25 protein-coding genes, 1 tRNA gene and 1 pseudogene are annotated in these 22270 nt (G+C 64.7%); 12 read left to right on the top strand and 15 right to left on the bottom strand.

The genetic code is table 11. The features are described from left to right. Positions 1-47: 47 nt before the first annotated feature. Positions 48-482, top strand: a complete 435-nt coding sequence (locus MYCSM_RS25835; protein ID WP_015309124.1) for a hypothetical protein — start codon at positions 48-50, stop codon at positions 480-482. Here MYCSM_RS25835 and MYCSM_RS25830 read toward each other — a convergent pair. Continuing rightward, positions 479-1387, bottom strand: a complete 909-nt coding sequence (locus MYCSM_RS25830) for an alpha/beta hydrolase (protein ID WP_083906431.1) — start codon at positions 1385-1387, stop codon at positions 479-481. The genes MYCSM_RS25835 and MYCSM_RS25830 overlap by 4 nt on opposite strands. 605 nt (positions 1388-1992) lie before the next feature. On the opposite strand from MYCSM_RS25830, the gene MYCSM_RS25825 reads away from it, so the two are divergent. Further along, positions 1993-3426: a HAMP domain-containing sensor histidine kinase gene (locus MYCSM_RS25825; protein ID WP_442928542.1), complete on the top strand. Its 1434-nt coding sequence runs from the start codon at positions 1993-1995 to the stop codon at positions 3424-3426. On the opposite strand, the gene MYCSM_RS25820 is transcribed toward MYCSM_RS25825, so the two are convergent. Beyond that, positions 3387-4076, bottom strand: coding sequence for a response regulator transcription factor (locus MYCSM_RS25820; RefSeq protein WP_015309121.1), 690 nt, complete (start codon positions 4074-4076; stop codon positions 3387-3389). The genes MYCSM_RS25825 and MYCSM_RS25820 overlap by 40 nt on opposite strands. A 465-nt stretch (positions 4077-4541) precedes the next feature. On the opposite strand from MYCSM_RS25820, the gene MYCSM_RS25815 reads away from it, so the two are divergent. Further along, on the top strand, positions 4542-5201 hold the full coding sequence (locus tag MYCSM_RS25815; RefSeq protein ID WP_015309120.1) for an MspA family porin: 660 nt from the start codon (positions 4542-4544) through the stop codon (positions 5199-5201). 164 nt (positions 5202-5365) lie between these two features. On the opposite strand, the gene MYCSM_RS25810 is transcribed toward MYCSM_RS25815, so the two are convergent. After that, positions 5366-6622 (bottom strand): COG4705 family protein, encoded by a 1257-nt coding sequence (locus MYCSM_RS25810; RefSeq protein WP_015309119.1) that lies wholly within the window; start codon positions 6620-6622, stop codon positions 5366-5368. A 475-nt stretch (positions 6623-7097) separates the two neighbouring features. On the opposite strand from MYCSM_RS25810, the gene MYCSM_RS39145 reads away from it, so the two are divergent. The 5 genes and pseudogenes from MYCSM_RS39145 to MYCSM_RS25790 all read left to right on the top strand — a co-directional run. Continuing rightward, on the top strand, positions 7098-7508 hold the full coding sequence (locus MYCSM_RS39145; protein WP_015309118.1) for a zinc finger domain-containing protein: 411 nt from the start codon (positions 7098-7100) through the stop codon (positions 7506-7508). Next, the gene (locus MYCSM_RS25800) at positions 7501-7698 is read left to right on the top strand and encodes a hypothetical protein (RefSeq protein ID WP_015309117.1); all 198 of its coding nucleotides are present in this window, start codon (positions 7501-7503) and stop codon (positions 7696-7698) included. Before MYCSM_RS39145 ends, MYCSM_RS25800 begins: the two co-directional genes overlap by 8 nt. A 785-nt stretch (positions 7699-8483) precedes the next feature. Beyond that, positions 8484-8633: a hypothetical protein gene (locus tag MYCSM_RS37365; RefSeq protein ID WP_015309116.1), complete on the top strand. Its 150-nt coding sequence runs from the start codon at positions 8484-8486 to the stop codon at positions 8631-8633. A 151-nt stretch (positions 8634-8784) separates the two neighbouring features. Continuing rightward, complete coding sequence (locus tag MYCSM_RS25795) at positions 8785-8991, top strand: hypothetical protein (RefSeq protein WP_157681398.1); 207 nt, start codon at positions 8785-8787, stop codon at positions 8989-8991. Positions 8992-9213: 222 nt separating this feature from the next. After that, positions 9214-9588, top strand: a pseudogene (locus MYCSM_RS25790) (site-specific integrase); the annotation flags it as partial. A gap of 70 nt (positions 9589-9658) precedes the next feature. On the opposite strand, the gene MYCSM_RS25785 reads toward MYCSM_RS25790, so the two are convergent. From MYCSM_RS25785 to MYCSM_RS25780, 3 genes are all read right to left on the bottom strand, one after another. Beyond that, positions 9659-9731 (bottom strand) — tRNA-Arg (locus tag MYCSM_RS25785). Continuing rightward, positions 9722-9982 (bottom strand): ANTAR domain-containing protein, encoded by a 261-nt coding sequence (locus MYCSM_RS35355; RefSeq protein ID WP_051073945.1) that lies wholly within the window; start codon positions 9980-9982, stop codon positions 9722-9724. The genes MYCSM_RS25785 and MYCSM_RS35355 overlap by 10 nt, the downstream gene beginning before the upstream one ends. A gap of 44 nt (positions 9983-10026) precedes the next feature. After that, entirely contained in the window at positions 10027-10848 is an 822-nt protein-coding gene (locus tag MYCSM_RS25780) for a TIGR03621 family F420-dependent LLM class oxidoreductase (protein WP_015309114.1), read from the bottom strand. Positions 10849-11008: 160 nt separating this feature from the next. On the opposite strand from MYCSM_RS25780, the gene MYCSM_RS25775 reads away from it, so the two are divergent. Next, complete coding sequence (locus MYCSM_RS25775; RefSeq protein ID WP_015309113.1) at positions 11009-12100, top strand: glutamate--cysteine ligase 2; 1092 nt, start codon at positions 11009-11011, stop codon at positions 12098-12100. On the opposite strand, the gene MYCSM_RS25770 is transcribed toward MYCSM_RS25775, so the two are convergent. Then, positions 12097-12810 carry an anti-sigma factor gene (locus MYCSM_RS25770; RefSeq protein ID WP_015309112.1) on the bottom strand — a complete coding sequence of 238 codons (714 nt, stop codon included), beginning with the start codon at positions 12808-12810 and terminating at the stop codon, positions 12097-12099. The two genes, MYCSM_RS25775 and MYCSM_RS25770, sit on opposite strands and share 4 nt — an antisense overlap. Continuing rightward, positions 12807-13388 carry a sigma-70 family RNA polymerase sigma factor gene (locus MYCSM_RS25765; RefSeq protein ID WP_015309111.1) on the bottom strand — a complete coding sequence of 194 codons (582 nt, stop codon included), beginning with the start codon at positions 13386-13388 and terminating at the stop codon, positions 12807-12809. The genes MYCSM_RS25770 and MYCSM_RS25765 overlap by 4 nt, the downstream gene beginning before the upstream one ends. Before the next feature lie 204 nt (positions 13389-13592). Between MYCSM_RS25765 and MYCSM_RS25760 the strand changes: the two genes are divergently transcribed. Further along, positions 13593-15191: an amidohydrolase gene (locus MYCSM_RS25760; RefSeq protein ID WP_041314982.1), complete on the top strand. Its 1599-nt coding sequence runs from the start codon at positions 13593-13595 to the stop codon at positions 15189-15191. Between the two features lie 11 nt (positions 15192-15202). Continuing rightward, a complete protein-coding gene (locus MYCSM_RS25755) occupies positions 15203-16576 on the top strand; it encodes an APC family permease (protein ID WP_015309109.1) in 1374 nt (457 codons plus the stop codon). Positions 16577-16585: 9 nt separating this feature from the next. Here MYCSM_RS25755 and MYCSM_RS25750 read toward each other — a convergent pair whose 3' ends face one another. After that, the gene (locus MYCSM_RS25750; RefSeq protein ID WP_041312683.1) at positions 16586-16837 is read right to left on the bottom strand and encodes a hypothetical protein; all 252 of its coding nucleotides are present in this window, start codon (positions 16835-16837) and stop codon (positions 16586-16588) included. Positions 16838-16855: 18 nt separating this feature from the next. Next, positions 16856-17926, bottom strand: a complete 1071-nt coding sequence (locus MYCSM_RS25745; RefSeq protein ID WP_015309108.1) for a poly-gamma-glutamate hydrolase family protein — start codon at positions 17924-17926, stop codon at positions 16856-16858. 218 nt (positions 17927-18144) lie between these two features. On the opposite strand from MYCSM_RS25745, the gene MYCSM_RS36250 reads away from it, so the two are divergent. Then, positions 18145-18381, top strand: coding sequence for a PaaI family thioesterase (locus tag MYCSM_RS36250; RefSeq protein ID WP_257720764.1), 237 nt, complete (start codon positions 18145-18147; stop codon positions 18379-18381). Here the strand turns inward: MYCSM_RS36250 and MYCSM_RS25740 are convergent. From MYCSM_RS25740 to MYCSM_RS25720, 5 genes are all read right to left on the bottom strand, one after another. Continuing rightward, positions 18365-19591, bottom strand: coding sequence for an Nramp family divalent metal transporter (locus MYCSM_RS25740; protein WP_015309107.1), 1227 nt, complete (start codon positions 19589-19591; stop codon positions 18365-18367). The two genes, MYCSM_RS36250 and MYCSM_RS25740, sit on opposite strands and share 17 nt — an antisense overlap. A gap of 82 nt (positions 19592-19673) precedes the next feature. Further along, entirely contained in the window at positions 19674-19919 is a 246-nt protein-coding gene (locus tag MYCSM_RS25735; protein ID WP_015309106.1) for a hypothetical protein, read from the bottom strand. Between the two features lie 36 nt (positions 19920-19955). Beyond that, positions 19956-20246, bottom strand: a complete 291-nt coding sequence (locus MYCSM_RS25730) for a hypothetical protein (protein ID WP_015309105.1) — start codon at positions 20244-20246, stop codon at positions 19956-19958. A 32-nt stretch (positions 20247-20278) separates the two neighbouring features. Beyond that, positions 20279-21355: an NAD(P)H-dependent amine dehydrogenase family protein gene (locus tag MYCSM_RS25725; RefSeq protein ID WP_015309104.1), complete on the bottom strand. Its 1077-nt coding sequence runs from the start codon at positions 21353-21355 to the stop codon at positions 20279-20281. A 10-nt stretch (positions 21356-21365) separates the two neighbouring features. Next, entirely contained in the window at positions 21366-22157 is a 792-nt protein-coding gene (locus MYCSM_RS25720) for an SDR family oxidoreductase (RefSeq protein WP_015309103.1), read from the bottom strand. Positions 22158-22270: the final 113 nt, after the last annotated feature.

The raw sequence follows: 22270 nt of genomic DNA, 5'->3' as shown, positions 1-22270 counted from the left end.
GTAAGCGGGTAGTCGACTCGTATCGGGGACGGATGCGAGGGGGCCCTGTGCACGTCGGAGTGTTTGTGATCGTGGCCGGTGCGGCCGCCGCGACGGTCGCATGCGGCGCGAGGCCCGAGGCGGAGCCGGCCCCGCCGATGCGCACCGTCGAGCCCACGCCCGCTGCCTCCGCGGTCCGCGCAGCCGTCGCGCTACCGCCCAACGCTGACGGCGACCCGTCGTGTCCCGTTGCCGATGCATGGGGAAAGGACCCCTTCGGCGAAGGCATTCTCGTCACGCATTTGAGCCATGACACCGCGCCCGTCACGGTCTTGGTGCGGACGAATACCGGAACAGATGTGGCGCAACGCGCAATGCTCGGCCCCGGCGAGTTGCGGTTGTTCGAGTTTCCCGACGTCGACCAGTCCGCCGTTTCCGAGGTGCTGATCATGACGAACACCCTGCGCTGCTACGTCAGTGCAGATCCGGCGGCGATGGGCTAGGTGGCGGCCGCGCCGAGTACGCGCTGAAGGTCTGGCTTCATTGCTTGCAGCTGGGCACCCCAATACGGCCAGTCGTGCGTGCCATTGTCGGGAAAGTTGAAGGTTCCGTTGTTGCCGGCCGCCGCCAGATAGTCGTTCATGAAGTCGACGTTGCTCCGGCGCAGCATGTTCTCGAGGAACTCCGCGGGCACATTGGCACCGCCGAGATCGGACGGTGTTCCGTTTCCGGCGTAAATCCAAATGCGAGTGTGGTTCGCGACGAGCTTGCCGACCTGAACCGTCGGGTCGTTGCGGGCCCACGCGGGGTCGTTGGACGGGCCCCACATGGCGCCCGCGCTGAAGCCTCCCGCGTCGTTCATCGCGAAACCGACCAGCGTCGGCCAGATTCCGTTGGACAGGTTGAGGAAGCCCGACAGCGATGCCGCGTAGCTGAAGTTCTGGGGGTGATACGCCGCCATGATCAATGCCGCTGATCCGGACATCGAAAGGCCAACTGCGGCATTGCCATTGGAGCTGACGCCCTTGTTTGCCGACAGCCACGCCGGCAGTTCCTGCGTCAGGAACGTCTCCCACTTGTACGTCCATGATCCGCCGTTGCCGACCGCCGGCTGATACCAGTCCGAATAGAAGCTGGACTCTCCGCCCACCGGCATCACGACCGACAGCCCGGACTGGTCGAACCACTCGAACGCAGGGGTGTTGATATCCCAGCCGTTGTAATCGTCTTGTGCACGTAGGCCGTCAAGCAAGTAGACCGCGTGCTTGCCGCCACCTTGGAACTGCACCTTGATGTCGCGCCCCATGGACGGCGACGGCACCATCAGATACTCGACCGGAAGGCCGGGACGAGAGAAGGCCGAAGCGACCCCGACGGTCCCCGCGACACTGACTGCCGCCCAAATCATCGACGCGGCCAGTGCGGCAATCGTCAGCCGCTTTCGAATGATCTTCACACCAACGCCGAACGTTTTGGAGCCGACGGCTTATTCGAAGCGCGGAGAGTTCTGCGAGAACCCGAAGTTGGCGGTCAGCCGGCTCACAGCCAATACCGAGCCCAACAGGCGGCCGCGCCGAGCATCGTGATTTGCCAGAAATCTCGTTCTCTTAATTGCCCGGTGGCGCGTCGGCGGCCGTGCCCATTCTCAAGTTGCCGAGTTGCTGTTCCGCGCCGGGGTATCAACCGATCAAGGCGAAGCGTAGCGTCGAAGATAGGTTTCGCGAGGTGGTCGGCCATCCCGCCGACTCAGGTCTCGCCGGTTCATGCAGCAGCCGGCGAGATCGTACTTTCGGGGCGGCATGAACGATGCGGGCCGCCCCAAAAATGGGACAAGGTGTGGAGGTCCGAACCGACGTTCGTACCGTCGGAGCAGCGTTCGGACATGCAACAATGCGGGCTAAGCTCAACGTCGTCGCGCCATCCGGGCACGCTTCGATTTTTTCGCACCGCAAGGGGATGTCAACGCATACCGGTAGCCGCAATGCCAGCGGGGTTGAGACGAGCCCTCGTCCCATTGCGACGGCGCGATCAACGACGTCCCAGACCTCTTCGGGGCGCCGGAGTTTCTCATGGTTGAGTCCGCTGCGATGGAGCATTGCGGCCCGCTCTGCGTTCATCGCGGGTGCGGTGGTGTTCATCGCGCTGGCACTGGCCGGCGCCGCGTTGACGGCCGCGTTGTATCAGGCGCTGCTCTCGGGCGTGGATGATGCTGCTTCGCGTCGTGTCGGTGACGTTGTGGCTGGACTGGGTGTTGATTCGGCCGCGGATTTGGACGCCGCGCTGTTGGACACCGATCAGCGGATCGTCGCAGTGCAGGTACTCGACGACCACGGAAACGTCGTCACGCGTTCCGGCGGTGCGCCGGCTTTTCCGTTGGTGGCCCCGAGCAAGGTCGGGTCCACGATGCGCGTGGGTCTCACCGATGATGAACCGCCCGACAATGATCAGCGCGTCAGCGGGCGGATCGTGGATACCAAGTTTGGCCGGTACACCGTGTTGGTCGCCGGTGACACCGAGGCTGCGGAGTCAACGGTGCGCAGCGCACTTGTGTTGCTGGCGGGAGCATGTCCTGTCGTCGTCGCGGTCGCGGCGATCTCGACCTATCGGTTGATGCGCCGCTCGTTGCGATCGGTTGACGCCATCCGCGGCCGGGTTGCCGACATCAGCACCTCTGATTTGACCGAGCGAGTGCCGGTGCCGCCGGGACGCGACGAGATCTCCGCGCTGGCTACCACGATGAACGATATGTTGGCCCGTATCGAAAGCGGCCACGCGGCGCAGCGCCAATTCGTCGGGGATGCCTCCCATGAGCTGCGCAGCCCGCTGACGGCGATCATCTCAGCCCTCGATGTCGCCGTCGCCCACCCAGAAGTATTTGACCTCAAGCTGACAACGAGCACCCTGGTCCCTGAAGCCGAGCGGATGCGGGTGCTCGTGGAGGATCTGCTGCTGCTCGCCCGCGCTGACGAGGGCAGACTGGCGGTGCACCGTGAGCCGGTGCGCCTGGATGACATTGCCACTGGCGAAGTTGCGCGCCAGCGTCGCATCGGACACCGCGACATCGATATCAGTGCCGAGCCGACCGAGCTAGGTGGGGACAGCGCAGGATTGTCGCGACTGGTGCGCAATCTGCTGGAAAACGCTGCGCGGCATGCCCGTTCCCGCGTCGAGCTGACGGTACGTATTCGTGGTGAGAATGCGATTGTGACGGTCGCCGACGACGGCCCGGGTATCCCCGAGTGCGACCGCACGAGGGTCTTCGACCGGTTCGTCCGTCTGGACAGGGACCGGGCCCGTAGCAGCGGCGGTACGGGCCTCGGGCTGGCCATTGTCGCTGAGATCACAACCGCGCACGGCGGCACTGTCACCATCGATGACCGCCCCGGCGGGGGCACGGTGGTGACAGTTCAGCTGCCGCTAACCAAGTTGCCTGACTCCAAGCGGTAGCCCACCCCGCGCACCGTCTCGATGGTATTGGTGCCGAACGGCACATCGATCTTGCGCCGCAGATAACCGATGTAAACCTCGACGACGTTGTCGGCGCCGCTGAAGTGCTCATCCCAAACGCTTTGCAGGATTTGGGTTTTGGTGCACACGGCGTCGGTGTTGCGCATCAGGTATTCCAGCAGACCGAACTCGCGCGGACTCAGATCGATGGGCACACCGCCGCGAGCAACCAAGTGCCGCGCCGGATCAAGCACCAGGTCGCCGACGGTCATGACGGCCGGCCGTTGCGGTGCGCCGCGGCGCACCAACGCCCGTAACCGGGCGACGAGCACCACAAACGAAAACGGCTTGACCAGATAGTCGTCGGCGCCGAGATCGAACGCGTCAGCCTGGTCGTATTCGCCCTCCTTGGCGGTCAACATCAGCACCGGCGTCCAGATCTGGCGCTCCCGGATCCGCCGCAGAATCTCATAGCCGCTTGGACCGGGCAGCATGATGTCCAAGATGATGACATCGAAGTGGCGCTCAGTGGCCTGCCATAACCCCTCGGTGCCGGTGTCGGCGTGCACCACGACGAACCCTTCAGCGCGCAGGCCCACCTTCAGACTGGCAGCGACATGGGCCTCGTCTTCGACCAACAACACCTTCACTGCACCGAGCTCCCCTGTTGTCTAGGCGACATCTCCACGCCTGCATGTGCCGGGAGCCAGCGCACCCGCCCGGGTGGGAGAACTCCCCGGCTCTGCGGTGTCAACGATGAGCAGCGATGGACTCGGATGAGCATCTCTGTGCGCCGGCCGGTCGTCACTTTGAGCCGACACCGCCACCATGACAGAGCGGCACTGAGAAAACGCTGAGGGCAGGTGGGCAGCAAGGCGTATCGCGCTCCTACTTATCGCGGGCCTCTCGCGGAATAACACATCGAATGCGGTTACGCAGCCGAATGCTCTGGGAGTTTTCTCAGCGCTCATCTGCCACACTCCCAGCCTTGTTGAAACAACGACGCATCAGATGCTGCGCCGCGGATTTCAGCCGCGCGGGCATCGTTTCGAGCAGCAAAGGGCCGGGGACAACGAGCTGGCGTAACAGAGCCAGGCAGAAGGGTGGGCAACTATATGAAGGCATTCAGTCGGGTGCTGGTCGCGATGGTGGCGGCGTTGGCCGCTTTGTTCGTGAGCACGGGCACCTCTCACGCAGGTCTGGACAACGAGCTGAGCCTGGTTGATGGCCAGGATCGGACGCTGACGATCCAGCAGTGGGACACCTTCCTCAATGGTGTGTTCCCCCTGGACCGCAACCGGCTGACCCGTGAGTGGTTCCACTCCGGTAGCGCGGTGTACAACGTGGCCGGCCCGGGCGCCGATGCGTTTGCAGGCACGCTGGAGTTGGGTTACCAGATCGGTTTCCCGTGGTCGTTGGGTGTGGGTATCAACTTCTCCTACACCACGCCGAACATCCTGCTCGACGACACGAATATCGGTCCGACAGCGTTCACCGGCGGCGGCCGCGGGGTTCCGCAGACATTTCAGGTGATCACGCCGAACCTGTTCCCGGGGGTGTCGATCAGCGCTGACCTGGGTAACGGCCCGGGTATTCAGGAGGTGGCGACGTTCTCGGTGGATGTGTCGGGTCCGCACGGCAAGGTGGCGGTGTCCAACGCGCACGGCACGGTGACCGGTGCGGCCGGTGGTGTGCTGCTGCGTCCGTTCGCCCGGCTGATCTCCAAGGCCGGCGACAGCGTCACCACCTACGGCGAACCCTGGAACATGAACTAACACTGGGGGCAGCCTGATAAGACGACCGCTCAGGCCGGCCAGGCACCGTCGACCAATTTCAGCGATTTACATTGTGCGGCAAGTCAACACTGGACGGGCCCAGTGAATCTGGATGTCGTCAATGAACCCGGTTCCCAGTGGTTTAGCCACTCGCGCCGGACGCCTCACTGCAGCGCGGTCAATAGCGCGGTGAGAGTCTGCTTCTCCGTCTCGCGGTCTGGATTGCTGGCCCGCAACGCCTTCAGGACACTATCGATTCGCCCGTCGAGGACGGTCCAGGTGGTTTCATCCACAGGCCGCAGGGTCGCTTCGTCGTCGTCCCACGCCGTTTCGAGGTCCTTGATCCGGGCCGTCGCGTCCGTTTGGTCGCCGACCTGCACCTTCGCGAGCGTGTCCGCAGCGATGGTGCGGAACTTCGCTATCTCTGCCGGCGGGAACTTCGCGGTCGCCTGGCCTGGGGTCAGTGTCGTGGTGGCGGGTGCGGTAGGGGTTTCCTCCTCACTGGCCGCGGTTGCGTGCGGCTGCCCGGCCGCCCACACAAGCAGGGCTCCGGTAGCGACGGCGATTACGGCGTAGTACCCGAGCATGATCCGCTCGCGAACCGGATTGGTGGTGACGATCGGGGTGTGGGTCGCGTCGTACTCTTCGATGACGTCACTGCGGGTGCGTGTGAGGTACACGACCGTAGCGAGGATCGCGGTCAGGAAGATCACGCTGGTCAGCGCGGTACCCAAGCCGAGGCCACGTTCGGCTGACGGGGTCGCGAACCAGTCGCCGAGATTGGCACCCAGCGGGCGAGTCAAAATGTAAGCGAGCCAGAAGGACAGCACCGAGTTCGCGCCCAGCCGCCAACCGATCACGATCGCGACAATCAGTCCAGCCGGCAGCAGCACCGAAATGCCAGGTGCCCAGCCGGTAAGTTCCAGTATCCAGTCACCAGCCGCTGTACCAAGAGCGAAGGTGACCAGAACCGCGAGCCAGTAGAACAACTCTCTGGGCAAAGTGACGATGCTGTGAATCGACAGCGTCCGCTCGCGCGCGAACCACACACCGAAGACTATGGCCAGGGCCGCCGCGAAGACGCTCGTGCTCACTGCCAACGGAACGCCCAGATTATCCGTGAGAATGTCGGTGTAGAGCGTGCCGGTCACGCTGATCACTACGACCGTCAGCCAGTAGACGAACGGTACGTAGCGGTCCAGGCGCAACTGCCATCCCAGCACCGCGACAAGCAAGACAGTGAAAATGATGGCGGTCGCGTTCAAACCGACACCCAACGTCACGTTGATCCAGTCGGCGAAACTCTCACCTACCGTCGTGCACAGGATCTTGATGACCCAAAACCACACCGTGACCTCGGGCACCTTGCTCAGCAGTAGGCGCTGGGTCTTGACTGCCTCGGATCTCGTTGCTTCAGTCACAACGCCCGACCTTAGAGCCGGGTTGCTGAGCAAACGCTGAGAACGCGGTTATCGCCGCGTTGCGAATACCGCAGGCAGTGTGAACACATGCGACCCGGTCAGAAGGGGACTAGGGCAGTCGCCCGGAAACCTCGCTGACCTGCAAGAACGTGAGTGCCCCCGGCAGGATTCGAACCTGCGACACCGGCAAATATGGCGCCCGTACGCCAGCGACCGGCACAGTCCGCAGAAGTCTTGTGGCACAACAAATTACGACAAACAGCGTCCGTCTTAGTCCGTGTGAATCCGGGGCGATTTACGGGCGTTTGTATCAGGAAAGTGGAGACTGGGCCCGTTTGCGCGGACCGCCCGCCCGAGATTCGAGTAAACGCGCGAACAACCGCAAGATCACTGACTATTTTCGCAAACAAGTAAGGCCCCGGCGGCTGCAGCAACAGCCCCGGGGAACGGCCGAACCTAGCAAGGGGATTCGACAATGTCTGAGAATACGCGCATCCCGCACCCCTCAGAGTCCTACAAGTGCCCGACCTGCGCGGCCGAGCCCAATCAACGGTGCCGCACCCGCAACAATCGCGAGGCGGCATGGCCGCACGTACAACGAATGCGCAGCGGTGAAACGCGCGAGCAGACGCCCACCGCGACAGCCGCGAATGTCTCAGCGATGGCCGCAACCCGGCAGGAAGTCGACCATCTGCTCCCGCTTGTGCGGGACGCAGCGTGGGATGAGGTCACGTACCTAATGGAGGCCCTCGGGGGGAAACGTGCTCTGACCACGTGCGAAATTGTCGCGCTATTGGCTGTACTGCGGCCCGCGTGGGAACGCGTCTACGCCCAGCAGCGAGAACCGGCACCGGTTCTGAAACTAATGAGGCGGGTCCATGACTGATCACATCTTCGATCCCCGTCCGGGCTGGCTGCGGCGGCGCACGTTCGAGCTGCAGGAGACCGGGATGCGCTACGCCGACGCCCGCGAGCAGGCCGAGGCCGAGGCCGACGACAAGTTCGCTGCGCTTCGGCAACTAGAGCAGCTCACCGAGCGTGCAGAGATGGTCATGGAGAATCAGAACGATGAGTGACGCCAGATGTCCACGGTGGCGGGCCGATGGTCATCGGGAGGGCAGCCTCACCGATATCTCCAAGGGTGCTCAAGTGAACCAAACGATGGGGATACTACGTCCTCGTAGTATCGGCCCGTCTCCCTGGATCATCCCCCGAGCAGGTGGCGGGCCACCTACTGTGCCGGATGCGGGGTGGCAAGCGCCGATGGCGCTGGTCGTTGTTAGGACTCATGCGAAGACAGCGGCAGCAGCGAACCGATCCACGTTAGCAACCGCTATCCCCGTGGGTAGGGATTGCCGAGGACGGCAAGCACCGGTGCTGAAGCTGGTGCGGCCGCGTCGATGACGACAAGCTGGTAATCCGCAGGTTCAGATACTAGGCATCTAATACTGGGTATCTGGTTTAGCCGTCCCTTCTGCGGGAACGGGTTCATCGGCGTCGTTTTGAGGTTGGTCACGTCTTGGTTCGGCGTTAGGCGATCGACGGGGTGACCCTGAGCGTTCAGCAGCGAGCCTGGCCCGCCGACCGCCGTACCCGCCCCCGCCAGGCGCCGTGGGGGGATACGTGCCTGGCGGGGGTCCCCAAGCGCCCTCTGAGCGGTGAGCGCTAGACCGGGAGGGGTCCGAATTAATTGGCCCAGGAGTAAATAGATACCCCTCAAGATCGCTGCGTTTGCGCACACAGCTAATTCGACGGCGGCCAGTCTGATGCTGGCTGCTTAACACCACAGTTGCACCAACGGCCATCTAGCGACAAAAATACGGACGCAACCCGCCCTAATTTCATTGCTGCCCTCCAGGCTATGCCTGTCGCGGTACAGATGGAACAGGTGCGTTCGCATGAATCCCTGGTCGCGGTGTTGGCATTGTCGCTCGGCTTGGTGATGAGCGCGTTCGCCGGACCCGAATTCGAGTCGGCAAGCGCAGTGGAGCGCATGTACGAAACGGGGTGAACCAAACCAGACGCTTCACCGTCTAACTAGACGTATCGGCCCGCCACCCCTGACCTCGCTGGCGGGCCGATTCCATGTCTGCTAGCCGTGTTGGCGTATAGCTAAGGCTGTGGTGGCGGATCGTGTCGGTGCCCACCGCTACGTTCTCCAGATGTCGGTCAGGCGCGTCGCGCGGGTGACACTGAGTGCGGTTGGTCACGAATGGCGGGTGGACTGGACCGAAGTGCGCAACGGTAAAGCCGATCACCTGACTAAGACGCACTACACCGAAGCCGCCGCACGACGACACGTCCAGGGCCTTTTAGAGATGCGGATATCCGGACTGACCGTTGACAGCGTGTACACCGAACAGACCTGAGACCTGATGAGGTGCGCCCTCTCCTGGTGGCGGGCCGAGTCAACTTGGGAGGTGTATCAATCTGACACACCCCGCCGGACGCGCTGGACGTTCCGATTTCAAATCGACCGAACGTACGGCTGTACCTTTCGTCTGCGTCTAGCGTCATCACGATGACGGACTGGGGGGCTGTTTCTTCGTGGGTCGCGGCAGGTATCTCGGTCACAGCGTTCGGCGCCGGCACGCAAGCACGGCGCACCCGCGCATACGGTTGTGCTCCCGCGGTTCGGAGTGGAGGCTCTGACCGAGCTGGTCGGCCAGTCCGGGGTGGACGGACCGGTGTTCGCCACTCGCGATGGGGGATGGGTGAGCCTCGCGAACTTGCGGCGCTGCTTACGTGAGGCTTTACCCACCGAGCTGTCCTGGTGCACGCCGCATTCGTTCAGGCGCACCGTGGGCACCGTCGTCCGGGACGCGCACGGGTCGGCGGCGGCGCAACAGCAACTTTCACACTCCGAGCTGTCGACGACCGAACGGCACTATCTGCAGCGCCAGACAACCGGCCCTGACGTGCGGGCGGCACTCGACAAGTTCGCTGGTCAGGAGAGTGGAGTGTGAAAGTAACAGGAAAGTGTCAGCTGCGGGCGTGTCGCGGGCGGCGCGTACCTGTATTTCCGCTGGTAGAGGGTGCCCCCGGCAGGATTCGAACCTGCGACACCGGCTTTAGGAGAGCCGTGCTCTATCCCCTGAGCTACGAGGGCGTGACCCGCTCGGAGCTTACCGGTAGGGATTCGAGCAGCGTGCCCCACTCGTATCGTGCGGCGGCCGTGGCGTCGTCGTCCGGCGGCGCGCCCTGAACCAGTGCGACGAGCGCCGAGGCGATGCGCAACGTCGGGATCCGATGACGCTTCGACGCGGCGACGATCTCCCCGAAGGCGGCCTCGATCGTGCAGCGCCGCAGCGCGATCAACACGCCTTCCGCGCGGTCGAGCATCCTGGCATCGCCGTCCATGACGGACTGCGATTTCCCCGTCAGAACAAGATCAAACTTGCGATTCAGCGCAGCTCCGCGATCACCTTTGCGAACACTTCCGCGTGCGGCTGCTGGACGGTGATGTAGGTGACGCCGTAGGTGTCGCGGTAGCCGCGGATGGTGTCCGCCATGTCCTTGATCGAGCCGGACAGCACGGAGGGTGCCCGTAACAACTCCTCGTCGGACAGATCGGGCAGGAAGCGTCGGGGGATCGTCAGGTCCGGCATCCCGGAATCGTCGGTCGGCATTGCCGTGACGGAAATGTTGAGTTCGAGTTCGTCGAAGCGATCGCCCGCCCTGTCGCGCACGAAGGCGACGCGGTTGGCAAGCGGATCGTGGTCCGCCGCGGCTGGTGCGCCACCCTGCAGACCGATGATGTGGGCGCGCTGTGCAGCGAGGGTGAGGACCCTGTCGCCGTCGCCGGCGATGAGAATTGGCACATCAGGGACGTTCTCGTTCATGTGCTTGGTCACGTGACGTAGCCAGTCGACGCGCTTACCCGCACTCGGGTAAGGCAGCTCGGCCTGCTCGAACTCGACCTCGTTGTATCCCGTGCCGAGGCCGAGCTCGAAGCGGCCACCGGAAAGGTCACGAAGCGATGTGACGTCGCGGGCGAGCAGTGCGGGCCGGTAGAAGCCCGCGTTGAGCACGAAGGTGCCGATATGCAACCGCTCGGTCGCCATCGCGACCGCGGTCAACATCGGAAAGGGGGCGGTTGTATAGAGGTGATCGGCCATATGCAGGGCGTCGTAGCCCATGTCCTCGGCGCGGCGTGCGGTGTCCTCCAGCGTGCCTCGACTACGTGCAGCCGTCAGACCCACACCGAACCGAAAGTCCTTGACCATTACACGATCCTAGGCAGTGGGCGCAGATGTTTGGCGGCCACCACGAGTGGGCAAACATGATCCGCCGACTTCGAATCCCGAGGTCCGAGAGCAGAAGGACTTACCGCCAGATCCGGCCCGTCGTGAGAGATCTCCGACGGGCCGGATCAATATCGTCATCATGGCCAGCCACCCCACCTTTGGCGTCGAGGAAGAGTTTCTTCTCGTCGACCCGGCGACCGGTGAACCCGTCGCCGTGAACAAGGCCGTCGCCGGTCATGCCGCCGAGCATGGCGTCAAGTTGCAGCTCGAGCTCACGAGCTGTCAGATCGAGACCACCAGCGAGGTCGTCAGTGGCAGCGGCGATCTGCTGGCGGAGCTGACCCGGCTGCGGCGCATCGCCGCCGAAGCCGCCCAAGCCAGCGGCGCACAGTTGCTTGCGGCCGCGCTGCCCCCGACGCGACCGCACGAATTCCCGATCACCGACAACCCGCGTTATCGCCAAATCGCCGACAAGTTCGGCAGGATCGCCGAGGAAGGCATCTGCGGGGCGCACGTTCATGTCGCGGTGCCGAGCCGCGAAGTCGCTATCCGGGTGAGCAATCGGCTCCGGCCATGGCTGCCGCTGTTTCTCGCGCTGACCGCCAACTCGGCGGTGTATCGCGGCGCCGACACCGGCTACGCGAGCTGGCGCAGCATTGTGTGGGCGCGGTGGCCAAGTGCCGGTCCGCCACCGCATTTCGACTCCGTCGACGAGTACGACGGAATGGTGCGGATGCTGCGTCGTGCTGGAGCAGTGCTCGACGATGGGATGGTTTATTGGGATGTCCGCCCGTCAGCCAAGTTCCCGACTGTCGAGGTGCGCGTCGCCGACGTGCCCGTGACGGTCGGCGAAACTGTGCTACTGGCCATGCTGATTCGGGCCAGCGTGATGACCGCACTCGAGGATGACCGCCGCGGTGAGCCGAGCCCGCCGCTGGCGCCGCACGCCCTCAAAGCGGCCTACTGGAAGTCGGCGCGTGACGGTCTCGTCGGTGAGGCCATCGACCTGCTTGACAGCCACGCACCGGTTCCTGCGCGAAAGTTGTTGCAGCGCATGGTTGATCATGTCAGGCCCGCGCTCGAAGACGTTGGCGACTACCAGACGGTGATGTTTGAGCTGGCCCGTCTTGATCACGACGGTAACGGCGCGATGCGGCAACGCCGTGCATGGAACCGCAGGCATGACGTGAAGGATGTCATCACCGAGTTGGCGGCCGCGACGCTGTCTTAGACCAACGACAGCTTGGCGAACGGTGCGCTGGTTGGCTGCGTGGAACCCCCCGGCGGTTCGACGGTGAACGCCAGCGTCCGCGAGTCGCCGAGGTCGGACAGCACTGCGGTGGTCGACGGCGCAACATTCTTTGCATCCATCGTCCCTGCCGACTTCGGCCCTTTGTCGTCGATCAGCCACATCTGATAGACCGTGCCCACCGCGGGCGGTGCGACGTTGTTCATCACGAGCACACCGGCGTTCTTCTCGCGGGAGAACACGACTGTCGCCGTTCCGCCGCTGGGAATCTGGCCCGACACCGTCCGCACATCGGGCGCGGCGAACACCTGCTCGGCGGTCGATGGCTTCGGTGTCGGCTGCAGTGCGATCCCCAGCCCCAACGCGCCAAGGCCGATGATCACTGCCGCGGCCGCGGCCAGTCCAATCGCCTGCCATCGGTTGATCCGCCGATTCAGGGTGCGCACCGGATCGTCGGTCACTTCGGCCAGCAGGCTCGCCCGCAGCTGGTCGGGCGGCTCGACGGCGGTGGCCGCAGACATCACGGCCATCGTCTCCCGCACGGCGCGGACCTCGTCGGCGAACGCCCGCGCGACGTCCGGGGGAGCCGCCGCGACGCGTCGCTCGATCTCGGCCAGCTCTGTTTCGGGCACCGCGTGCAATGCGTACGGCGTCGCGAAGGCGATCAGATCGGGATCATTCGGCTCGGTCATGTCATCCCCAGACACCTGCGCAGGCCGCGGATCCCGTCGCGCATCCGCGACTTGATCGTCGCAAGATTTGCCGACAACCGTTCCGACACTTGGGCATACGTCAGACCGTCGTAGTAGGCGAGCCGAATACACTCGCGCTGAGCGTCCGTCAGCGAGTTCAGACAGTCGGCCACCTGCTGCCGCTCGTCGCTCAGGATCACCGATTCGGCCACCTGATCTGCGGGCGGTTCGACGTTGGCGGCACCGTAGCGGGACTCGCGTTGGCTGGCCGCCTGCTCCGAGCGCACTCGATCGACCGCACGTCGGTGCGCGAGCGTCATCAGCCACGACAGCGGTGAGCCCGCGGCCGGATCATATTTGTCGGCGGTCCGCCACACCTGCAGGTAGATGTCCTGCGTGGTCTCTTCGCTGTAGCCGGGGTCGCGCAGCACGCGGGTGACCAGACCGAACACCCTGGCTCGGGTGCGGTCGTAGAACGCGGCAAACGCATCGACGTCCCGGTGGGCCACCCCGCGCAACAGCCCGTCGAGTTCGGCGGTCACGAGCGGTAGCCTAGCTACGGGTGTCAATAACGTCACGATAATTGCGATCTCGGTGCATGCGCCACGAAAAGGGTTGAGGTACACAAGCTTTCGTTGTGCCCGTTCATGGCCCTCGCTAGCGGCACCCGCGCCCGGCGCGAATGCGTGATCCTGATTCGGTACAGCGCAGGGGTCGAGGTGCGTTCCACGCCAGGTATTCGGAACCGCACGGCGTGCGGATTGGTGCGGTACGTTCCCCGAGTGTCTTCGACGTTCTTCCATGGCGGAACGATCTGGACCGGCGTCAACGGGACGATAACCGACGCCTTGTTGGTGGTCGACGGAACCGTGCAGGCGCTCGGCGAAACCGCGCGTGCCCAGGCCCACAAAGCCGATGAGATCGACCTCGACGGCGGCTTCTTGATGCCGTCCTTCGGCGACGGACATGCCCACCCATTGCCCGGTGGTCTCGAGGCGATCGGGCCGCAGGTGCGCCAGTGCAAGTCGGTCGACGAGATCGTCACCGAGGTGAAGCGATTCGCGGCCGAGTATCCCGATGACGAATGGATTGTCGGCGCCTCCTACGAAAGCAGCATGGCGCCTGGCGGCCTGTTCGACGCGCGTTGGCTCGACGCCGCCGTGGCCGACCGGCCGGTCGTGCTGCGGGCGTGGGATTACCACACGGTGTGGTGCAACAGCGTCGCGCTGCAGCGGGCGGGCATCACCGCCGATACCCCGGATCCGGAGCTCGGCGAGATTCCGCGCCGCGAGGACGGCGCGCCGCTCGGCACTTTGCGAGAGTGGGGCGCCGTCGACCTGGTCTTCAAGGTGCTGCCGGAACGGGCCGCCGACGTCCGCGTCGGGGCGTTGCGCACGGCCGCGCAGTACTACCTGGCCGCCGGGGTGACATGGGTGCAGGACGCCTGGGTCGAGCCCGCCGACGTCGACACCTATCTGGCCGCGGCGCAGCAAGACGCGCTCGACATTCGGTTCAACCTCGGCCTCTACGCCGATCCGCGGTACTTCGACTCGCAACTCGAGCAGTTCGTCGACGCCCGTCGCCGGGTGCAAGCGGCGGCGTCACCGCTGCTGACCGCGAACACCGTCAAGTTCTTCGCCGACGGCGTGATCGAGAACGAAACGGGCGCGCTGCTGGCGCCGTATTGCGGCGGCCTGCACGACCACGGCGGAAGCAACAGGGGCATGCAGGTGTGGGACAACCTCGCCGATGCCGCACGCGCCGTCGACGAGCTCGGGTTCCAGATCCACATCCACGCCATCGGGGACGCGGCCGCGCGCCAGGCCCTGGACGCGATTGAGCATGTGATCAACACCAACGGTCCGCGCGACAGGCGGCCCGTGATCGCCCACGCGCAGTTGGTTGATAACGCCGACCTGGACCGGTTCGCAGCGCTGGGCGTGATACCCAACATGCAACCGCTGTGGGCGCAACTGGATCCGTTGATGGTCGAGCTGACCATCCCTCGACTCGGTCCCGATCGCAGCGAGAAGCAGTACCGCATGCGCAGTCTCGTCGAGTCGGGCGCGCCACTGGCGTTCGGCTCGGACTGGCCGGTGTCCTCGGGCGCGCCGTTGGACGGCATCGCGATCGCGGTGTCCCGCGGCGGCTGGACACCGCAGGAGCTCATCACGGTCGAGCACGCCTTGACCGCCTACACCGCGGGTGTTGCGAAACAGGCCTTTGCCGAAGGGCATTGGGGCACAATTGCCCCCGGTGCGAGCGCCGACCTGGTGTGGTTGGCTTTCGATCCGCGTACGACGCCACCGGACGAGCTTGCCGATATCGACATTCGCGCCACGTATCTGTCAGGACGGCCGGCTTACTCGGCCACCGTTTGAAAGGGATTGCCATGACAGCGCCGTCGGATATCCCCGCTGCCACCCCGCCGAAGCCGGGTCCGGGCGAAGGCCACCTTCAGCGAGTTCTCGGTGTGCCATCGCTAGTCCTGTTCGGGCTTGTCTACATCGTGCCGCTGACGGTGTTCACGACGTACGGGATCGTGGTGCAGACCAGCGGCGGTCGGTTGGCCGTGTCATACCTGGTGACGTTGGCGGCCATGCTCTTCACCGCTCGGTCGTATGCGCGGATGGCCGCGGTGTATCCAGTTGCGGGGTCGACGTACGCGTATACGCAGCGAACCTTCGGCGCACCGGTCGGCTTCCTGGCCGGTTGGTCGCTATTGCTCGATTACCTACTTCTGCCGATGCTGAATTACCTCGTCATCGGTATCTACCTCAATGCCGCGATCCCCGCGGTGCCTGCATGGGTGTTCGTCCTCGTCACGATCGTCATCGTGACGGTGCTCAACATCGTCGGAATAGTCTCGGTGGCGCGCGCCAATCTGCTGATCATCGTGATGCAGGCGGTGTTCATCGTGGTGTTCCTCGTCCTGTCCTTTGTGACCTTGTCACATAGCGGCACAGTCGATTTGATGGCTCCGCTTGCTGGTGACGGCAGCGCGACAGGGTTGTCCCCGGTGCTGGCAGGGGCGGCGATCCTGTGCCTGTCATTCCTCGGCTTCGACGCGGTGTCGACGCTGTCGGAAGAGGCCAATGACCCGACCCGAAGTGTGCCGCGGGCGATCATGATCGCCACGGTCACGGCCGGTGTGTTGTTCGTCGTGCTCTCGTATGTGTCGCAATTGGTCTTCCCATCCAACCAATTCGCCGATGTCGACTCGGGCTCTCTCGACGTGATGAAAACTGCTGGTGGACAATTCTTGTCGACGTTCTTCACCGCCGCCTACGTCGCTGGCGCACTCGGTTCGGCGATCACATCCCAGGCGTCGGTCGCTCGCATTCTGTACGCGATGGGCCGCGACGGCATCCTGTCGCGGCGGGTGTTCGGGCACATCCCGGCGCGGTTCACCACGCCAACCTATGCGATCCTGGTCGTCTCGGTGATCTCGCTGGCCGCGATCTGGGCTCCTCTGGACATACTGGCCTCCATCGTCAGTTTCGGTGCGCTAGTGGCTTTTTCGGCGGTCAACCTGACCGTCATCAAGCACTATTACTTCGATGCGGGCGACCGTGGCGGCGGTGGACTCTTCAACAACTTCGTGCTGCCGTTTATCGGCTTCCTCCTGACCGCCTGGTTGTGGACTAGCCTGTCTGGTTTGGCACTGCTGTTGGGATTGGGCTGGTTCGCCGCCGGGTTCGTGTGGCTGTTGGTGGTGACGCGTGGATTCCAGCGGCCGACGCCGGTGTTGGCGATGGAGGAGTAGCCGAGTTTACTACGGGCAGTACACCGCGTTCAGCACCGCGGCCCTCGGGTCGTTGGCCGACGGCTCCGTCTCCTTGGCGGACTCGGTAAAGGTGATCGAAACTGCCGGTCCGGCAAAGGCTTTCGCCATCAGGCTGTGAAAGCCCTCGATGTCGCCGCCATGACCCCATACCTTGACGCCGCAGTCCAGGTCGATGCCCAGGCTCGGTGTCGGCTGGGCGCATGCGGCAGTCAGTGTGACGGACGAGAAGGAGAACGGCACCGAGAGTCGGGATGCGCACTACGCCGACGTTAGTGGCCACGACCGGGCGGTCGCGACGAGGCCCTGCACCAGCTTGGATGTCGCGGGGGTCAGGCCGTCGTCGCCGGGCAGCCCGCTTCGGGGGCTGATCCCGCGCACCCGCGGGGTGAGCTCGAGCTGAGTGCCGCCGCCGCGGACCCGGTTGACCGGGTTGTCGGGATGCATGCCGCGCAGTTCGCGCGGGATCGCATCGAGATCCGTGATCACCTGGTAGCCCGGCACGTCGACGTGGCGTGCGAGGTGCTGCGCCAGCTCGCGATTCCCTCCGCCGGCCAGCAGGTGGGTGCTGCGGCCGATGCGGCCGTATCCGTGCAGAGAAACCACGACCTCGACATGGTCGAGGAATTCGGCCAGCCGCGCGGATTGCTCGGCGTCGTAGCGGGCCGACGACAGATGGTGCGGGTAGTGGTCGGGATGGCGAAGCAAGTACACCGACGCGCCTGCAGCGTCGGCGGCCCGTTCGGCGATGACGTCGGTCATCTGCTCAAGGCCGCCGCCATGAATGGCCATGAACCCGAAGCGCGACCGCAGCGTGCTGTCCTCGATGACGCCGGTTTCGGCGAGCAGTTCCGAAAGTGAGCGCGGCGCAGCCGAATTCGACTTGTTGATGCGCATAGGCCAATTCGCGGGATCCCAGCGTCGCAGGAATTCGATCCAGCGGAAGGGCAGGTCGTGGTGCTCGGCGCCGTCCAGGATGCGCTCCAGGTAGCCCGGTCGGGGCGGGCCGGGATCGACCCGGTGGTCGATGTACACCCATGCCTCCGCGGGGCCATCGTCGGTGTGCACGACCAACCGGTCGCGGCGGTATCGCACAGGAACACCCTCGGCGCTGTCCAGGGTAGCCAGGTCATGGTCGGTCACCTGCCACACGACGCCGTGGACCTCGGATCCGTCGAACGGTTCGACGGTGGCGACACCGCGCTGGTTGATCAGCCAGTCATGGTCGGCCAGCAGCGCCGGGCGGGGATTGACCGCCCCTGGGCATCGTCGTGCCATCTGCTGCACGCACAGGTTTGACCCGTACGCGAAGTAGCTGTGATTCGCCCGCATCACGTCCATTCTCCCAGATGCCCGACCTGCGCCTTTGCGGCAACCCCGAACTCCGGGGCCAGCGGTCGTGCACCAACCCCTTGGGGGGTTCGCCATGTTTGATGATTCGCATTGCACAAGTCGCCCCGGTCACAGGCAGATGGGGATGACGGTCGTCGAGCAGAAGCCGGGCTTCGTCGTGCTGTTGATGCTTCGCGGGTACCGCGTGCGCCTGCTGCCTGGTCGGCTGTTATCACCTTTCCTCGGAGTTCACCGTGACAACCGACATGCATGTCCGCTACTACCGGCAACCGCGAGGCGGTCCGCTTCGGGCCGAGGCCACCATGGTGCACAACGGTCGCACGCTTCTGAGCGCCGAGTGCTCGGTGTTTGACGTAGAGAACCGCGTACTGATTCGATCGACGGCGACGTACACCCGAATATCGGTGCAGGGCAGGGCTATCCCCGCACCATGAGATAGATCAGCACCACGTTCAGCAGGCTGATCACTCCGGCGACAGTCCAGCCGAGTGCGGTCGTCGCGCGGTGATTCGTGTCGTCGCCCATCAGGTCGCGGTTGCTGGTCAGCCGCACCAACGGAATCAGGGCGAAGGGGATGCCGAACGACAGCACGACTTGCGACAGCACCAGCGCGCGGCTCGGGTCGATGCCGATCGCCAGAATCACCAGCGCCGGGATGAGGGTGACCAGCCGCCGCAGCAGCAGCGGGTATGACCGCCGCAGCAGGCCCTGCATGATCATCGCGCCCGCGTAGGCGCCCACCGACGTCGACGCCAGGCCGGAGGCCAGCAGGCCGATCGCGAAGAACAGCGCGACCGTCGGGCCGAGCGTGTCGCGAACCGCGGCATGCGCGCCCTCGATCGAGTCGGTGTTGTCGCGGCCCTGCAGGTTCGTGGCGGCCACCAGCAGCATCGACAGGTTCACGGCTCCGGCGACGAGCATCGCCAGCCCGACGTCCAGCCGCGTCACCCTCAGCAACATGCGGCGCCGCCTGCCGGCCTCGGGGTGGCCGTGTCGGTCGCGGGCCAGACCGGAGTGCAGGTACACCGCATGCGGCATGACCGTGGCACCCAGCATCGCGGTGGCCAGCAGCACGCTCTCGGCGCCATGGAACCGCGGTAGCAGGCCCGCCGCCACATCTGCTGCGGCGGGCGGCTCGACGAACAGGCTCGTGAGGAATCCGATCGCGATGATCAGCAGCAGTCCGCTGATCACCCGCTCGAACATGCGTTGGCCGCGCCGGTTCTGGATGGTCAACAGCAGCAATGACACGAACCCGGTGATGACACCGCCCACCAGAAGCGGCAGATCGAATAGGAGGTGCAAGGCGATCGCGCCGCCGACGACCTCGGCGAGATCCGTTGCCATGGCGACCAATTCGGCCTGCAGCCAGTACACGATGCGGGTCGGGGTGCGGGTGTGGTCCGCGACGGCCTCGGGCAGGCTGCGGCCGGTGACGAGGCCCACCTTGGCCGACAGGTACTGCACCAGCCCGGCCATCACGTTGGCGACGATGATGACCCAGACGAGTAGGAAGCCGTACTGCGCGCCTGCGCTGACGTTGGCCGCGACATTGCCGGGGTCGACGTAAGCGATGGCGGCGACGAACGCAGGCCCAAGCAACAGCCAGCTGGGCCGTAGCCGCGGCGCGGTGTCCTGGATCAACTAGCCCACTCTCTATCCGGGAATGCGAATAGAAAAGTTAGGTTAGCCGAAACCCTCGCAGAGGGCTAGCGGCGGGTCGGCCTTACCAGCCCCAACCGCCGAAGCCGATCACGATTCCCCCGCCACCCCACCACGGCCAGCCGCCGTTCCAGTTGTTTTGCTGTGGCGAGGTGACGATCTGTGTGCTGCCGTTGGTCTGGCACTGCGTGGTGTTCGGCGCGGTGGTGGTGCATTGCGGTGTCGCCGACGCGACTGGAGCCAGCGCTATCGCCGCGCTGGCACCTGCTATCGCCAAAAGCGTTGCGAGGGAGCAAATCTTGGTCCGCATGGTTGGCCTCCTTAATGGGCCGCGGAAAAACCTTGGCTAGCGACGGCCTCCGCCGCCGCCACCGATAATCAACGCTGGACCCCAGAACTCGTCATCCCACGGATACGGGTAATCGGGTTCGGGCGGGGTCGCGTCCAGCTGAACGTTGCCGGGTGTGGCGCATTCGGTCGTCCCGGCGCCCATATCGGTCACGCCGCCGACGCTGGTACACGACGGCAGGGTGGATGAATCGCCGGGATCGGCCGGTGCGGTGGGCGCGGAGATGAGGGCCGCTGCGGCGCCTGCCGCGACAATCAACGGGGTGAAGTAGCGCCTGGTCCTCCGCATAGGCAAGTCCTTCTTTTCAATTAACCCCCGAGTTAGCTGCCAGCGTACAGCGCTTTTCCGGTAATCAGGGGCAAGTCCAACGTGGTCGTGATGCCCGGCTCGGCATCGATCACGGCGGGAATCGCGTTGACCACGCGCGCGGCGGTCGCGACCAAGCCTGCGTGGTTGTGATCGCCCTTGCGGCTGCTCAGGCAGAGGTCCAACGCGTAGGACGGTTCGCCGGTGATTTCGATGCGGTAAGAACCGCCCTCCTGCGCGGGCTGCGGCCAGTCAGGCCGTAGATCGTCGCGCAACCGGGTGACGTGTTCGAGCACGACGGCGACCTTGCCGTCCTTGATGCCCTGCACTTCGAAGCGCAGTGCGGCGGCGCTGCCTTCAGGAATGTGGCCGGAGGCGATATCGAAATCCTCTGGTGCGGGTTCGCGGACGTAGGTTTCCTTGACCTCGTCGAGTTCGATGCCGAGGCCCGCGGCCAGTTGACGGACGACCGAGCCCCACGCCAGACTCAGCACGCCGGGCTGCAACAGCATCGGCAGCTCGTCGAGCGGCCTGCCGAAGCCCATCACGTCGAACATGACGGTGGCACTGTCGTAGGTGTCGTAGTTGATGATCTCCATGCAACGGATCTGTTCGACGCTCTGACACGTGCCCGCCAGCGCGAGCGGAACCAGGTCGTTGGCGAAGCCCGGGTCGATGCCGTTGATGAAAATGCTTGCGTTGCCTGCCTTTGCGGCGTCTTCGATCGGCGTGATGAGCTCGTCGGGCAGCGTCTGCCACGGATACTGCAGGAAGACTGCGGCGCTGCCGACGACGTTGATGCCGGCGGCGAGGATCTTGCGGTAATCCTCGAGTGCGTCCGGCAGGCGGTTGTCGGCCATCGCGGTGTAAACGGCACACTGCGGGTTGGTCGCCAGCACTGCGTCGAGATCGGTGGTCGCTTTTATGCCGGTCGAATTGTCAAGTCCCGCAAGCTCAGCGGCGTCCTTGCCCGCTTTGGCATCGCTGGACACCCACACGCCGGTGAGCTCGAAGCGCGGATCGGTGATGAGTTGGGCGAGCGCGTGCCGGCCGACGTTGCCCGTGCCGATCTGCGCGACTTTGATGGCCATGGCTAGCTCCTCACAGATCCGGGATGGGCAGGTCGAGGTTCGGGATGGTGAGCCCGCCGTCGATCTCGAGCATCTTGCCGGTCAGGAAGCTGCCCGCTGGCGATGAGAGATACACCGCGGCCGCAGCGATATCAGCCGGATCGCCGAGTCTCCGCATGGGCGTTGCCTTTTCCATCGGCTCGCGCAGTTCGTCGTTGGACGCGACGATGTCGAGTGCGGAGGTGAGGATCGATCCCGGCGCGATCGCGTTGACCCGGATCTTCGGGCACAGATCCAGCGCGGCCTGCCGGGTGTAGTGCGCAAGCGCGCCCTTGGCCGTGGCGTATGCGGCGAAACCGCGGCCCGCCAACCGGCCCATGGTCGAGGTGATGTTGATGATGCTGCCGCCGCCGGAGTGCTCCAGCATGAGCGGAACCGCGGCGATCGTCAGCGCGTGAGCGGTGAGCACGTTGAAGGTGAAGGCGTCTTTCATGTCCTTGACCGACGTCGTCAGCAACGTGTTGGGCATGGTGCCGCCGACGTTGTTCACGACGATGTCTAGTTTCCCGAACGCCTCGACAGCTTCACCGGCCAGCTTGGCGGTGTCGTCGGGGTGCGCGAGGTCGGCGACGACGATATGCGCCTTGCGACCGGCCGCTTGGACCTGCTCGGCGACCTCCTCGAGTTGTGACTGCGTTCGGGCGGCAATCACCACGTCCGCACCGACTTCCGCGAATGCCACGGCCATCGCCGCGCCCAAACCGCGGCCCGCTCCGGTCACCACGGCGACCTGGTCGTCCAGCCTGAATTTGTCAAGAATCACGTGAGCCTCTTTTCCTCTGCCGGGCAGACGCTAGCAGGGGTTGGCGCCGCACGGGAGGGGTTTTTGAAACACGTTCTAGTTTCTCAGGAACGCGGACTTCTCTTGGACGCCTT

This window comes from Mycobacterium sp. JS623, assembly GCF_000328565.1.
Taxonomy (GTDB): domain Bacteria; phylum Actinomycetota; class Actinomycetes; order Mycobacteriales; family Mycobacteriaceae; genus Mycobacterium.
Note: the sequence above shows the minus strand (reverse complement) of the source record. Positions and strands in the feature narration are given on the sequence as shown.

Excerpts from the sequence above, each read along its gene's own strand:
- MYCSM_RS25725 (WP_015309104.1), bottom strand. The coding sequence starts at position 21,355 with ATGGCCATCAAAGTCGCGCAGATCGGCACGGGCAACGTCGGCCGGCAC.
- MYCSM_RS25775 (WP_015309113.1), top strand. The coding sequence starts at position 11,009 with ATGGCCAGCCACCCCACCTTTGGCGTCGAGGAAGAGTTTCTTCTCGTC.
- MYCSM_RS25755 (WP_015309109.1), top strand. The coding sequence starts at position 15,203 with ATGACAGCGCCGTCGGATATCCCCGCTGCCACCCCGCCGAAGCCGGGT.
- MYCSM_RS25745 (WP_015309108.1), bottom strand. The coding sequence starts at position 17,926 with ATGCGGGCGAATCACAGCTACTTCGCGTACGGGTCAAACCTGTGCGTG.
- MYCSM_RS35355 (WP_051073945.1), bottom strand. The coding sequence starts at position 9,982 with ATGGACGGCGATGCCAGGATGCTCGACCGCGCGGAAGGCGTGTTGATC.
- MYCSM_RS39145 (WP_015309118.1), top strand. The coding sequence starts at position 7,098 with ATGTCTGAGAATACGCGCATCCCGCACCCCTCAGAGTCCTACAAGTGC.
- MYCSM_RS25730 (WP_015309105.1), bottom strand. The coding sequence starts at position 20,246 with ATGCGGAGGACCAGGCGCTACTTCACCCCGTTGATTGTCGCGGCAGGC.
- MYCSM_RS25830 (WP_083906431.1), bottom strand. The coding sequence starts at position 1,387 with ATGATTTGGGCGGCAGTCAGTGTCGCGGGGACCGTCGGGGTCGCTTCG.
- MYCSM_RS25780 (WP_015309114.1), bottom strand. The coding sequence starts at position 10,848 with ATGGTCAAGGACTTTCGGTTCGGTGTGGGTCTGACGGCTGCACGTAGT.
- MYCSM_RS25815 (WP_015309120.1), top strand. The coding sequence starts at position 4,542 with ATGAAGGCATTCAGTCGGGTGCTGGTCGCGATGGTGGCGGCGTTGGCC.
- MYCSM_RS25800 (WP_015309117.1), top strand. The coding sequence starts at position 7,501 with ATGACTGATCACATCTTCGATCCCCGTCCGGGCTGGCTGCGGCGGCGC.
- MYCSM_RS25735 (WP_015309106.1), bottom strand. The coding sequence starts at position 19,919 with ATGCGGACCAAGATTTGCTCCCTCGCAACGCTTTTGGCGATAGCAGGT.
- MYCSM_RS37365 (WP_015309116.1), top strand. The coding sequence starts at position 8,484 with ATGCCTGTCGCGGTACAGATGGAACAGGTGCGTTCGCATGAATCCCTG.
- MYCSM_RS25795 (WP_157681398.1), top strand. The coding sequence starts at position 8,785 with ATGTCGGTCAGGCGCGTCGCGCGGGTGACACTGAGTGCGGTTGGTCAC.
- MYCSM_RS25770 (WP_015309112.1), bottom strand. The coding sequence starts at position 12,810 with ATGACCGAGCCGAATGATCCCGATCTGATCGCCTTCGCGACGCCGTAC.